Genomic DNA, 13,301 nt, shown 5'->3' with positions numbered 1-13,301 from the left:
CCGCGATGAACACGGTGGCACTGGAGTTGGTGCCGCCCGAGCTGCGGGCGGGCGTGGGCCGGGCCGTCGAGGAGGCTCACGCGGCGGCAGAGCTCGGCGTCCGCCACGGGCTGGCCGACCGCGTCGGACACGTGATGATCCCGGGGATCATCTCCGAGGACTCGGATCGTCCCGTGGCGCTGACACCGCGGATGGACGTGCTGGACTTCTGGGAGGCGGCGCGACCGTCGCTCGGCGCCGTCGCCGGCCTGTGCACCCAGGTGACCGTGTTCCAGGACGGGCCGCACCTGGCCGGACGCGTCCGGCGGTTGCGTGACGCCGGCATGGACGGCATCGTCTTCGTCGGCAAGCCGCAYGGGCTGCCCGCCGYCGACGCTCCCGGCGTGACCCCCGACGAGGCCCTCGTTCGCTGCCGCGATCTGATCCCGCACCGCGGTGTGGTGCTGATCCCCACGCGGCGAGGCGAACACGACAGGTTCGCGGTCAAGTGCGCCAGCGGGGCGACCTTCGCCCTGACCCAGCTGCTGTACTCCGAACGGGTCGTGGGATTCCTGCGTGAGTTCGCGACCCGTTCCGAGCACCGCCCCGAGATCCTGCTGTCGTTCGGGTTCGTCCCCGAGATGGAACAGCAGGTGCGACTGATCGACTGGCTCATCCGCGATCCTGGGAACGAGTCGGTCCGTCGGGAGCAGGAGTTTGTCGCACGCACCGCGACCGGCTCCCCGCGGCAGCGTCGACGCGACCTGCTGGACCTGTACCGCCGCGTCGTCGACGGCATGCGCGATCTCGAATTTCCGCTGAGCGTGCATCTCGAGGCGCCCTACGGAATCTCCGGGGCCGCGTGCGAGGCCTTCGCCGCGATGCTCGACTACTGGTCACCGCGCGGGGCGGCGGGTCGGTGACCAGACACCCGGCGGTGCGGTGCGCGGCCGGGCACGGCGTTCACCGCGCGGCCGAGCGCTGCGCGTGCGGCTGCGGCTCGAAGTCGGCGTCCCGAAGTCGGCGGGTGGCCAACCGGTAGGCAAACGTGAATCCCGGCCAGTTGTTGGTGTTTCGGCCCGAGTCCGTCGTGTACCAGCTGGTGCAGCCGCGATCCCACACGGTGGCACTGATGCGCCGCTGCACCACCGCATTCGACTCGCGCTGGGCCTCGGCGCGGACGTCGAGCCGCCGCACCTCACCGCCCGACAGTCGGCCGACTGCCTGCATCACGTAGCGGATCTGCGACTCGAGCATGAACACGATGGAACTGTGCCCGAGGTTCGTGTTCGGTCCGTAGAGCAGGAAGAGGTTCGGGAAGCCGGACACCGTGATGCCCAGATGCGCCTCGGCTCCCTCGGCCCACTGCTCGCGCAGTCCGCGACCGTCGAGTCCGGTGATGTGCATCGGGGCCAGGAAGTCCGTTGCGGCGAAACCGGTCCCGAGGATGATCGCGTCCACCCGGTGCCGCGTACCGTCCCCGGTGACCAGGCCGTCGGGCGTGACGGTCGCGATGGCGTCGGTGACGACCTCGACGTTCGGTCGGGTCACCGCGTCGTAGAAGTCGCTGGACAGCAGGATCCGTTTGCAACCGATCGGGTCGGTCGGTGTGAGCCGGGCGCGCACGTCGGCATCCCCGACTCCGCGGCGCAGGTGACGCCGGAACCGAAGATCGACCGCGGCCATCAGCCGCGGGACGCGGGTGAACGCGATGGCCCGCGCCTCGAACGTCCAGTAGGTGAACCAGCGCGAGAGACGTTGCAGGGCAGGAACCCTCGCGAATGCCGCCAGCACGGCCGCGGGATAGGGGTAGTCCGCCTTGGGCAGCACGTGCGCCGCCCCACGCTGGAAGAGCCGGAGTTGGTGCACCCGCGGCGCGATCTGCGGCACGAACTGGATCGCCGAGGCGCCGGTGCCGATCACCGCCACGTCCTTGCCGTCGAGGTCGTACTCGTGATTCCAGTTGGCCGAGTGGAAGATCTCGCCCTCGAATGACTCGATGCCGGGAATCCGCGGCCACGCCGGGCGGCTGAGCTGCCCACAGGCCGACACCAGGACGTCGGTGCGATGGACGGTGCCGTCGGCCAGTCTCACGTCCCAACGGTTGTCCTCGGCGTCGAAGCGCGCGCCGGCAACCTCGGAGCGAAACCGGATGTGCCGCAACACGTCATACTTGGTCGCGCAGTGCCGCAGGTAGTCCAGGATCTCGCGTTGCGGGGCAAACCGGCGGGACCAGTCCGTCTTGGGCTCGAAGGAGTACGAGTACAGGTGCGACGGGACATCGCAGGCCGCACCCGGATAGGTGTTCTCCCGCCAGCAGCCGCCGAGGTCGTCGGCCTTCTCGAAGACGGTGATGTCCTCGATGCCGGCCTTCCGCAGGGCGATCGCCATGCCCAGGCCGCCGAATCCACTGCCGATGATCGTCACGGACGGTCTGCGTGATCCCAATTCCCTGCCCCGTTCGTCGTCGTTCCAGGTATGACGCCATGGGCGCAGCCGCGTGAGCGCTACCACCGGTGCTCCCCGGCCGAGAAGTTACCGGATTCGGCAATGCATGGATCGGCGACGGAGAGGGAAGGTCCCCCGCTCATGCTGCTTGCACAGTCACCGGAAGTGCGCCCATCATTCAAAGATGACGGAACTCTCGGCTGCCGATCTGGCTCTCGAGCAGGTGGATGCCGTACGAGAACGACCCGCGAAGCGTCTCGAACTGCTCGCACGGACCTATCACGGCCCGCACGGGCGGGCGCCCGACCACTTGCCCTTCCGCCGTGCTGCTCTCGCGTTCATGCGCTGGGAACTGGCGCGGGGTGTGCTCGCGTCACTGCACACCACTCCGGCGGGCAGCCCGTGGTGGCGAGCCGTCAACGAGCGCTTGCTGCGGGACGGCTGCGAGGCGGTTGCCCGGAGCGCCGGACTTGGGGGCGCGCCGTCGTCCCCGGTGATACGCCTGTGGATGTCCTTTGTCGCGGATCCTCGTGGCCGGACCTGGTACCGGGCCCACAACGCGAGCATCGTCGCCGCCTACCTGGAAAACCGTGGCCTCGCCGAGCAGGAGAACGCGGCCGAGCGCTTCTTCCTCAATGTGATGTTGCTGCGGATGCTCTATGCGCATGCACTGGTGTCCGCGCCCCGGCTGGCCCTGCGGCGATTGAGCGGAATCGGTCCGGCACTGGGCGATCCCACCGTCGCCGTGACCGGAGTCTTCCTCTCCCTCGCCCGCATCGTGCCGGACAGGTATCCGCTGGAGCGCGACGTTCACGAGTACATCGCCGACGAGAACCCCCTGGGCCGGATGCTGGACTACGGGATCATCCAACCCCGATTGCAGCGTCTGTACGAGTGGTCTGCGGAAGAATTGCGCGAACCCGGGGTACTCGGGCTGGTGCGTGATGGAAGTCCTGTCTACGCCTGGCCTTTCGAGGACCGGGACGTGTGGGAGCCGGTGCGGCCGACCCGGACCGTCCGCACACTCCGACGCCTGCTCCCGGCCGACTGATCACGACCGGACCCGATCGCGGACCATCCCACAACTTGGACCACCGTCCAGCTCCGGCCGGTCGGCGGGCCCGGCAACACCTAGGCTGGCGCATCGTCCCCAACCGAAGGGAAGTACCGGTGCCCGCAAATCGCCTCGCCTGGCTCGCAACACTCGCAATGAGCGTGCTGGTGATCGCGCAGGCCGCCGCGGATCCGAGCGGCCTGCTGAGTCTGCTCGGCTGGACGGGGGCTCACCTCTGGCCGATCCGGGCGCCCTGGCAGATCGCGCCCTTCGTCGTCTACCTGCCGGTGCTGCTCGGACTCACGTGGTGGACGGTGCGGACGATCGCCGGCTCCCGCTGGCTGTTCGCGGCCACCGCCTCGGGTGTCGTGCTCGCCGTGCTGCTGGCCAAGTTCGCGATGTCACTGGTCGCGGCGGGAGACCTCGCGGCCGCGGCGTGGGGCAGCGGTTTCGCCCTCGCCAAGGCGATTCCGGCCGCGTTGATCGTCGCGGGCGTCGTCGCGGTGGCCGGCCGACGGCGCCAGGCCCCCGACCCGCTCCCGCAGGCGCCGTCGGTCTGGGGCGGGGCCTTGGCCTTCGGTGCCCTCGCCCCCGTCCTGGCGGGACAGTGGTGGGCCGGCGCCCCGTACGACCGGTGGATGCCCGCGCCCAACACCCTCAACGGGGCGTTCGCCACGATCGGCGGCGTCGTCGTGCTCGCCCTCGGGGCGATCGGCTGCCAGTGGGCGCTCAGTCGCCGGGTGACGGGCGGGCCTGCCGCGACCTTCCTCGCCGGGTGGTTCGCGGCGATGGGGGCCGGCGCACTGCTCGCCCTGGCCGCGACGCTCGTCGGACTGCTCTCCGACGACAGCTTCGCCGGTGACCTCTGGCCGCTGATGGCCACCTACATCCGGCTCGCGGACGGCGTCTCCTACGGCGCCTGCACCGGCTGGATCGTCGGGCTCGCGGCCGTGTGGGCCCGGCGTCGTTCGACGCAGCACGACGCCGAGCAGTCGGCGCCCGATTCGGCCCGCCGCCCACTGGTGCCCGTCGGCGCGGTCGCGCTCGCCGCGCTCGTGGTCGCGGTGCCGTTCCTGGCCACTGCGGACGCCGAGCCCGCGCCGCCCRCCACGGCCGACGCGATCGCCGCCGCCGAGACCGGCACCCTTCTCCCCCTGCGCGTCTCGGGTGACACGATCACCGACACCGCGGACCGTGAGGTGCTGCTGCGCGGCGTCAACGTCAACCAGCTCGTCGACTTCTACGCGCCCCGCCCGGAGGTCCCGTCGACCCTGCCGCTGACCGACGCGGACTTCGCCGGCATCGCCGATCACGGGTTCAACGTGGTCCGGCTCGGCTTGTCCTGGTCGGCCCTCGAGCCCGAACGCGGCCGCTACGACGAGGCCTACGTCGACCGGATCCGGGTCGCCGTCGCGCAGGCCAAGGCGCACGGCCTCTACACCGTGCTCGACATGCACCAGGACGGCTGGTCGAACGCCCCGTCGCCCGACGACGTGAGCTGCCGGCCGGGCACCTCGCCCATGTGGGGCTACGACGGCGCGCCCGAGTGGGCCACGATCACCGACGGCGCACCGCGCTGCCAGTTCACCGGCCGCGACATCTCCCCGGCGGGCGGGCGCGCGTTCAACAACTTCTACTACGACACCGACGGCGTGCAGGACCGGCTGGTCCAGGCCTGGGCGATGCTCGCGGGCGAGTTCAAGGACGAGCCGGCCGTCGCCGGATTCGACCTGCTGAACGAGCCGAACTTCGGCGAGACCGCGCCGCTCACCTCCTCGGTGCTGCTCGGCCGCTTCTACGACCGGACCATCGACGCCATCCGGGAGGCCGGCGCCGAGCAGATCGTCTATTTCGAGCCGAGCATCCTGTGGTCCGGCCTCGGGTTCGACAGCGGCCCCCCGGCGGGCTTCACCGACGACACCAACATCGTCTTCTCCCCGCACCTGTACGCCGAGTCCATCACGATGGACGCCTCGCTGGGCCTGCCGACGATCGTCAGCGTCGAACGGGGCTTCACCCTCGCCGACCGGGTGGCACACAAGTACGGCGGCGTCCCGGTCTGGACCGGCGAGTACGGCTACTGGGGCGACGGGCTCGTCGACAAGGCCGCCCGCTTCGCGAAGGAGCAGGACGCGCACGCCCAGGGCGGCGCCTACTGGGTGTGGAAGCAGGCCTGCGGGGACCCGCAGAACGGCATCCAGGAACTGGGCGACGGACTGATGCCGGTGCTGTGCAGCACCGGGGAGGACGCCCCGCGGAACACCGCACTGCTCGACCAGCTCACCCGCGCCTACCCGCGATTCGCCCCCGGGCGGATCACCCACCTCGCGGCCGAGGGCGACCGACTGGAGCTGACCGGCCGTGCCGGCGACGGCAGCTGCCGACTCGAGGTCTGGATCCCCGGCGAGCCGGGCGGCGGCGCCTCGGCCGTCGACACGATCGGGATCGAGGGCGTCGAGACCACCCCGGCCGGCGACGGAATGCTGCTCACCGGTTGCGCCACCGGGGATTACGAGTTGCACGCCGACGGTTCCTGACCGGAAGGACCACACCGACACCCGTGACCCACGCTTACTCCTGAACGCCCACGCGTTCCCCAATCTGCGTGGGTGAAGCCGCATGGGTCGGGCCGTTCACGGAGACGGTGTGCCCGCGCCTAGGGCAGCGAACTTTCGAACCCCGGCCGGATAGAGACGCTTGCCGGCGACAAGCGCGGCGATCGCGCCGAGGTACACCAATGGGCAGATTTGCAGCGCAGCGAGGAGCCCGTAACGGTCGGCGAGAACACCAACGACGAAGGGGCCCAGCGCCATCCCCAGCAGGTTGTAGGCAACTGCGAGCGTACCCATTGCAGAGGCCCGCACAGAGGAGTGCGTGAGGTTCGCTACCATCGCCGCCGACGGACCCGACGCGCCACCGGAGAAGAAAGCTCCGATTCCGATCAGGACCAGCTGCACGGGCCCGGTACCGACCCGAAATCCCAGTGTCAGGAACACGAGCGAGATCATGCAGAAGACAATCGCGGCAGTCCATTTGCGGCTGGTGTCCACACGACCGACTCGGTCGGTGATGATGCCGCAGATCACCATCCCGCTGCCGACGAGCAGAACGAAGACTGCCGCCACCACCCCTGCCTTGGCAGGGGCCAAGCCGTAGTAGCGGTTGAAAAAGCTTGGCAGCCAAGACAGCAACACCCCGGCAGTGAACAGATGCAGTCCGCCGCCGACATAGGCACACACAACCGCCGGATTGGTGAACAGGCTCGAGACCGGCACCCGGCACCTCGTCGGTGTCGCAGCAACGACTGCGGGCACGTCGTCAACCGCGTGCTGGGCGAGCTTGTGCTCGGTGATCAGTGCGCGGTACAGAGCCACCAGGATCAAACCGAAGATCGCCATGGCCGCGAACGACCAACGCCAGCTCAGGTGGACGGCGATGACACCGCCGAGCGCGACACCGATGACCGATCCGAATGATCCTCCGGCCATGAATGCTCCGCTGAGGGTGGCGTGCAAGCGGGGCGCGAAGACGCTGAGCACGACCGCGATCCCGACGCTGGTGTACGCGGCCTCGCCCACTCCGACGAGGAACCGGGCTCCGAGCATCTGTTCGTAGCTGCCGGCCACCGCACACAACAAGGTGGCCATGCTCCAGAGAAGCGCCATGAGAATCAGACTCTTGACCCGGCCCCACCGGTCCGCCAACAACGACAGCGGCAGGGTGAGGAGGCCGACCATCAGCGCAACGATGCTCGAGAGCGAAGCGAGCTCGGAATCAGACAGAGCCCATTCGGTTTTCAAGAACGGGAAAACCGCGCTGAGAACCTGCCGGGACATGTAGTCCGCGAGCAGCAGACCGAAGGTGAGGGCGAAGACGATCCACGGATACTTCGTCGACCGGGCACCCGGACCGACGACGGCTACGTCGGCCGAGTGTTCGAGGGAGTGGGCACGCAGTCCCATTGGTGCTCCTAGACTAATGGCCGACCGTGGCCTCGGGCAGGTCGCGGCCCGTGACACCGGCCGCATCGGATGACGCGTCGTCGAGCTGCGCATGAAGGAACGGCAACACAATTTCGTTGACCTTGTCGGGCGCATCCAGCCAGGGCCAATGCCCCGCTCCCGGCACAATTGCGACCTGCGCGCCCGGGAAGCTCTCCAACTGACGCCGGGCAAAGTCGACGGGGAAGAAGGGATCGTCCGCGCCCCACACGACGAGCGCCGGAACGTCCAGATCCCGTAGCGGGTCCGTCAAGCTGCTCTCGAGGACGACAAGATCCATTGACCGATACATCTGGAGCACTGCCTGTTTGGTGCCAACAGGGGCGGCGTGGTCCACAATCTGGTTCAGCCAATTCTCGGGCAAGGCGGGGTTCTTTCGCCCGATTATCTCCCGGTTGACCCGGCGGGTCATCAGCAGTTGTACCAGTTCCCCGACGAACGGAGTTCGCCACAGCCGAGCGAACCCGTGCCAATGCGAGTCTCTGTTGACGCCGGTGTCGATGAGCGTGACGCTCGCAACCTGCTGCGGATGAGCGGCGGCCCAGGCGAGACCCCACGGACCCCCGAAATCGTGGAGGACCAGGTGCGCACGCTTGACCCCGAACTGCTTGACGATGCCGTCGAGGTGTTCCGCCTGCGACTGCACGTCGTAGCCTTGATCCACTCGACGCTCGGCGTCGCCGAAGCCTGGCATGTCGGGGGCGATCACCCGAGCGAAGGTTGCGACTTTCGTCAGGATTGGATCCCAATCGCCGGCCGAACCGGGATTTCCGTGTACGAAGAGCACGACCTCATCGGAACCCAAGGGGCAGTTGGTCTTTACCGGCGACCGGACGTCTCCAACCACAATTTGCATCTCTTCAAGCATCGCCTTCTCCAGGTAGCATTGCCCCATCGGGCCAGTGATCATCAGGTAATTGACTGCCGTCCGGGTCGCATTACGAAGGACCACGGCTGCCGGCGCTGTCGGATGTCTACGCGCCTAGACGAGGCTGCGTTTGAGAATCTTTCCCGTGGCGGTCATCGGTAACGTGGCCACGAACTGGATCTGCCGTGGGTACTTGTAGGCGGCCATCTGCGTCTTGGTCCAGTCGATCAGCTGACTTTCGGAGATTTCCGCATCCTTGTCGAGGATGATGAAGGCCTTGACCTCCTCGCCATGACTTTCATGCGGCACTCCGACCACCGCAGCCAACGAGACCGCCTCGTGCGTCATGAGTACCTCCTCGATCTCCCGGGGGTAGACGTTGAAACCACCCCGCACGATCATGTCCTTGGCCCGGTCGACGATGTAGTAGTAGCCGTCCTCGTCGCGGCGGGCGAGGTCCCCACTTCGGAACCAACCGTCACGCAGCACTTCCTCGGTGGCCTCGGGCCGGCTGTAGTAACCCTTCATCACGTTGTGGCCTCGAATTGCTATCTCTCCCACCACGTCCGGCCCGGTGACAATATTCCACTCCGCATCGACCAGCCGGACCTGCACGCCCCAGATCGGCGTGCCGATCGACCCCGCTCGCGCGTCGCTCTCGGAATCGCTGAACACCGCGAGCGGTGATGTTTCCGAGAGTCCGTAACCCTCGAGGATCTGGACGCCGAATCGCTGCCTGAACTGCTTGAGAATCTCTACCGGCATCGATGCGCCGCCGGAGATCGCCTTGCGCAGATTCGTCGCGATTCGTTCCACGTCGATTCCGTCGTCGACCGTGCCGAGCGTCTCGAGCAGACCCCAGTACATGGTCGGCACGCCGGCGAAGACAGTCACGTTCTGTTCGTTCATGATCTGCAATGCCGACTTGGCATCGAACCGCGGCAACAGGATCAATGTCGCAGCCACCGAGATCGCGGCATTCATGTTCACGGTCTGACCGAAAGTGTGGAATAGAGGTAGCGCGGTCAAATGCGTGTCGTGGTGGTGTGGCTGAGAGTCGAAGAGGCGGTTTGACGCCAGCGCATTGAGCACCATGTTCGAGTGCGTGAGCTCGGCACCCTTGGCCCGGCCGGTGGTGCCACTGGTGTACAGGATCACCGCGGTGTCGGTGGCCTCGCGAATCACGCTCTCGAACTCGTTGGACTGGTCCGCCAGCGCCAGAGTGGCGCTGTCCGCACCTCCAGGCACCTGGTCCGCGCCGACGACGAACAGACGTTCACAGTTCGGCGTGTCGTCAAAGCCCTCGCGGGCGAACTCGGCAATCGGCAGGTCCGACGTCCCCTCGAAGCAGAAATACGCCTTGGAATCCGAATCGGCCAGGTGATAGGCGATCTCACGGCCTTTGAGCAAGACATTCAGCGGCACCACAACCGCGCCGGCCTTGAGGATCCCGTAGTAGAGAATCGGAAACCACGGCACGTTCGGGAGGGAAAGCGCCACCTTGTCGCCGGGCTGAATCCCGCTCGACACGAGCAGGTTGGCTACCTGGTTCGAGGCGGAGTCGACCCGGGCGTAGGTGAACCGTTGTTCGCCGTGGACGAGCGCGTCACGGTCCGGAAACCGACGAGCGGAATCCTCGAGGAACATGGACAGATTGAGCATGTGGCATCTCTCTCGGTTTGGCACGGCCGACGCTGGATCTGCGATTTCGCCGGCGGATATCGGTCTGGTGGCGCCGGCGCCCGCCGGCGAAGTGGCCGGCGGGGAATCTGGTCGGTCGCGGACAGCCCTACTGGGAGCTCGCGCGGCCCGGCGCAGGTGCGTCCACGCCGGGCCGCCAAGTGTGCGACGGGCTGTCCCGGGGCATTGACGGAGCGGTATCTCGCTTCCCGCCAACAGCTTCGGCGGGGCAGAGGCGAGGAATCCCTAGAAGGGGCGCTCCGGCAACGGCGTGATCAGGTGCTCGAGCAGCGGCGCCGACTGTGCACAGGTGAGTACCTCGGAAGGGGCGAGTCGGATGTACTCGCGGGTCGATGCGTCGACCTCCCACACGTCCTCACCGATGAGGCGGCCCTCGTCGTCGTAGGGCCAGTTCATGTACTGCCGGTTCTTCATCAGGTAGGTCGCCTGCGGGTCGACGTCGACACCCTCAGCCACCAGCGAGGCTCCCGGAGTCTGCTGGTAGAGCACGAAGTCGGTGCTGATCAGGTTGTCGCCGACAGCGATCTTCTCGTCCTCGACGTAGAAGATGCACTCCCCGGTGCCGGCCCATTCGCTGTAGATGCTCTTGATCGCGTCGGCTCCCTCGAGCCGAACCGTGCGGCCGAAGGTGCTGAAGTTGTAGACAGGGTTCTCGACCATCATGTCCGGCGCGAAGATCTCCTCCCACCGGCCGGCGACCTCGAGGTTGCGGTGCCGGTTGTAGGCATGCAGCAAGTACTTGTGCCGCGGGTTGTCGGTCCGCTCGATCAGCTGCGCGACCGCGATATTCGTCTTGGTGACGTCGAACTTGCTCATTGCGATTCCTTTCAAAGGCTGAAAATGGGGTGTACATGCCGGGCGTGTCCGGCCCGCAGCAAATACGTCAGAATGGCGAATCTCAGAACGGCTTGTCGCCCGCAATCGTCGCGCGCTCCATTTTTCGGACGGCGGGCCAGTAATCCTGCACCGCGTAATGCTGTGTTGATCGGTTGTCCCAGATAGCGATGCTGTCCGTCGTCCAGGTCCAGCGAACCTGGTACTCGGGGATCGCTGCCCGACTCTTCAGGTAGTTGAGCAAATCGCTTCCACCCGGTGAGTAATCGGCGCCGTAACGGACGCGATCCGGGGTGTGAAAATTGGTGAAGTGCGTGGCGAAGACATTCACATAGAGGATCTCCTCCCCCGTCTCGGGATGCGTGCGCACCACAGGATGCTCGGCATCGGGGAATCGTTCTCGAAGTTCGTACCGTTCTTCCAGCGGCTTGGCGGCGCCGAATACCGCCTCGAAGCTGTGTCGGGCACGCAAGGACCTCACGTCCTCCTTGACCCGGTCCGGGAGCTCCCGATACGCCTCGACCATGTTGACCCAGACGGTGTCGCCACCGATCTCCGGCTTCTCCACGCAGCGCAGAACCGAGCCCATGGACGGACACTCGCGCCAGCTGGTGTCGCTGTGGTAGGCGTTCTCGTAATGCCCCTCACTCGAGTTGTCCTTGTACAGCAGGACCACGCCCGAGTCGGCATCCGTGTTCGGGTGGCCGTCTTCGAGCGCACCGAACTTCTTCGCGAACTCGACGTGCTGAGCACGTGTGATGTTCTGATCCCGAAGGAAAAGCACCTTGTGCTTCAACAGAAGCGACTTCATTTCGGCGAAGAGCGTCTCGTCCCGCGTGATGTCAGGGAGTTGCACGTCGAACAGTTCGGCGCCGATGTGTCGGGTGAGCTGCTTTGATTTGATCAAGGAATTCTCAGCTTTCACGGATCCCTTGACTTCGGCGGAATTTTGCATGGAGGCCAGTCCTTTACCTTCGGGCGGATGGAAGATTTTCGAATTGGCCGGCGAGGCCAAGATCAACTGCCGGCGTTCGTCAATTGCGGACCAAATGAGTGGATTCGCAGTACCGGATGCCGAAACTGTAGCGGTCACTCGATGGGATAATTTGACCTCGAGTTACATCTCGGTTGACGCGCTATTACTCCGCACAGAGCACGTGGCCACGACGAACGGCGGGGCCGGCGTCTGGCGGGAACGGCCCGGAGCAGCTCCGGAGGCTGTCCACGCCCGGATCTGCGAGGTACCCTCGATCACCACCACGCGAACCGTGCGCAGTCGCATGATCCCAGCGCAGGAGGCACTCGGCCTCGTCCGCAGGAGAAACCTGACCTCGTTGCGCACGCCGGGGATAACCTGTCCCGTCGATCACGACTGACGGAAGGCCACTCCGCCGTTCCACAAGAATCGGAAAGACGCCGCGATGACCCTGCTTGTCCGCAACGCCGCCCTGACCGGCTATCTGGATCTCATGCGGTCACGGAAGGTTGACCCGCTGCCCCTCCTCAGGTCAGTGGGACTCCAGACGGCTGACCTGGCCATGCCAAACCAGTGGATCGCCATTGATGCCGCGGTTCAGCTCCTCGAGCGGTCGGCGGTGGCGACGGGGCTCGAGGATCTCGGAATTCGCCTGGCCGAAGGCCGCAAGATGACCAACTTGGGTCCCATCAGCGTCGCCGCGCAGGGCGAACCTGACCTGCGCGGCGTGCTGACACTGCTCGGCCGGTATCAGCACATTCGCAGCGAGGCCATCCGTATCCGGATCGCCGAGGCGGACGACGTCGCGAAGGTCCGGGTCGACTTCAACACCACCGACGGCGCCTCGAGKCACTTTTCCGAGATGACCGTCTGGGCACTTGCACGGATGGTCAAGATCATCGTCGGCAACAACTGGAATCCGCTCAGCATCTACTTCACCCACGCCAGTCCAGCCAACCGGGCACTTCACCTCCAGACCTTCGGAAGCGCGGTCCACTTCGGCGAGAACTTCAACGGCTTCGGATTCCATGCCCGCGACCTCGACCTCCCGAACGTCCTGTTCGACCCGCTGTTCCAGTCCTTCGCGAAGGAGTACATCGACACGATCGCCAGACCACGGCCTGTCGATGACCTCGATCGCGTCCGTGAATTGATCGAGACGACGCTCCCCACCGGCCGGTGCTCACTGCAGCATGTCGCGAAGACGCTCGGAGTCAACCGGATCACGGTCCATCGACAGCTGGCCCGGGCGGACACGTCATTCTCGGAGATCGTGAACGCCACCCGGGCGGAGCTGGCCCAGCGGTACGTCACTCAACAGACGCGCTCCCTGACGGACATCGCCGGACTGCTCGGGTTCTCCGAACTCTCCGCCTTCTCGCGATGGTTTCGAACCGAGTTCGGATCCAGTCCCACGGCATGGCGGGCCGCACGCTAGAA

At 66.4% G+C, this 13,301-nt stretch carries 10 protein-coding genes; 4 read left to right on the top strand and 6 right to left on the bottom strand.

The features are described from left to right. Positions 1–5 precede the first annotated feature (5 nt). The gene (locus AC1DU4_RS02495; protein ID WP_477837524.1) at positions 6–902 is read left to right on the top strand and encodes a mycobacterial-type methylenetetrahydrofolate reductase; all 897 of its coding nucleotides are present in this window, start codon (positions 6–8) and stop codon (positions 900–902) included. Between the two features lie 40 nt (positions 903–942). On the opposite strand, the gene AC1DU4_RS02490 is transcribed toward AC1DU4_RS02495, so the two are convergent. Beyond that, positions 943–2,406, bottom strand: a complete 1,464-nt coding sequence (locus AC1DU4_RS02490; RefSeq protein WP_477837523.1) for a flavin-containing monooxygenase — start codon at positions 2,404–2,406, stop codon at positions 943–945. A 205-nt stretch (positions 2,407–2,611) separates the two neighbouring features. Between AC1DU4_RS02490 and AC1DU4_RS02485 the strand changes: the two genes are divergently transcribed. Both AC1DU4_RS02485 and AC1DU4_RS02480 read left to right on the top strand, forming a co-directional pair. Then, entirely contained in the window at positions 2,612–3,478 is an 867-nt protein-coding gene (locus AC1DU4_RS02485; protein ID WP_477837522.1) for a hypothetical protein, read from the top strand. Positions 3,479–3,597: 119 nt separating this feature from the next. Next, positions 3,598–6,018 carry a glycoside hydrolase family 5 protein gene (locus AC1DU4_RS02480; protein ID WP_477837521.1) on the top strand — a complete coding sequence of 807 codons (2,421 nt, stop codon included), beginning with the start codon at positions 3,598–3,600 and terminating at the stop codon, positions 6,016–6,018. Between the two features lie 96 nt (positions 6,019–6,114). Here the strand turns inward: AC1DU4_RS02480 and AC1DU4_RS02475 are convergent, their stop codons facing one another. From AC1DU4_RS02475 to AC1DU4_RS02455, 5 genes are all read right to left on the bottom strand, one after another. Then, the gene (locus AC1DU4_RS02475) at positions 6,115–7,443 is read right to left on the bottom strand and encodes an MFS transporter (RefSeq protein WP_477837520.1); all 1,329 of its coding nucleotides are present in this window, start codon (positions 7,441–7,443) and stop codon (positions 6,115–6,117) included. Positions 7,444–7,456: 13 nt separating this feature from the next. Then, positions 7,457–8,392 (bottom strand): alpha/beta fold hydrolase, encoded by a 936-nt coding sequence (locus tag AC1DU4_RS02470; RefSeq protein ID WP_477837519.1) that lies wholly within the window; start codon positions 8,390–8,392, stop codon positions 7,457–7,459. A gap of 72 nt (positions 8,393–8,464) precedes the next feature. Continuing rightward, positions 8,465–10,012, bottom strand: coding sequence for a long-chain-fatty-acid--CoA ligase (locus AC1DU4_RS02465; protein WP_477837518.1), 1,548 nt, complete (start codon positions 10,010–10,012; stop codon positions 8,465–8,467). A gap of 264 nt (positions 10,013–10,276) precedes the next feature. Continuing rightward, complete coding sequence (locus tag AC1DU4_RS02460) at positions 10,277–10,867, bottom strand: hypothetical protein (protein ID WP_477837517.1); 591 nt, start codon at positions 10,865–10,867, stop codon at positions 10,277–10,279. Positions 10,868–10,949: 82 nt separating this feature from the next. Continuing rightward, positions 10,950–11,840 carry a TauD/TfdA dioxygenase family protein gene (locus tag AC1DU4_RS02455; RefSeq protein ID WP_477837576.1) on the bottom strand — a complete coding sequence of 297 codons (891 nt, stop codon included), beginning with the start codon at positions 11,838–11,840 and terminating at the stop codon, positions 10,950–10,952. A 466-nt stretch (positions 11,841–12,306) separates the two neighbouring features. On the opposite strand from AC1DU4_RS02455, the gene AC1DU4_RS02450 reads away from it, so the two are divergent. After that, positions 12,307–13,299 carry an AraC family transcriptional regulator gene (locus AC1DU4_RS02450; protein ID WP_477837516.1) on the top strand — a complete coding sequence of 331 codons (993 nt, stop codon included), beginning with the start codon at positions 12,307–12,309 and terminating at the stop codon, positions 13,297–13,299. Positions 13,300–13,301 lie beyond the last annotated feature (2 nt).

The sequence above is a fragment of the Rhodococcus sp. P4_F5 genome, from assembly GCF_056401315.1.
This window is presented reverse-complemented; position numbering and strand designations above follow the sequence as displayed.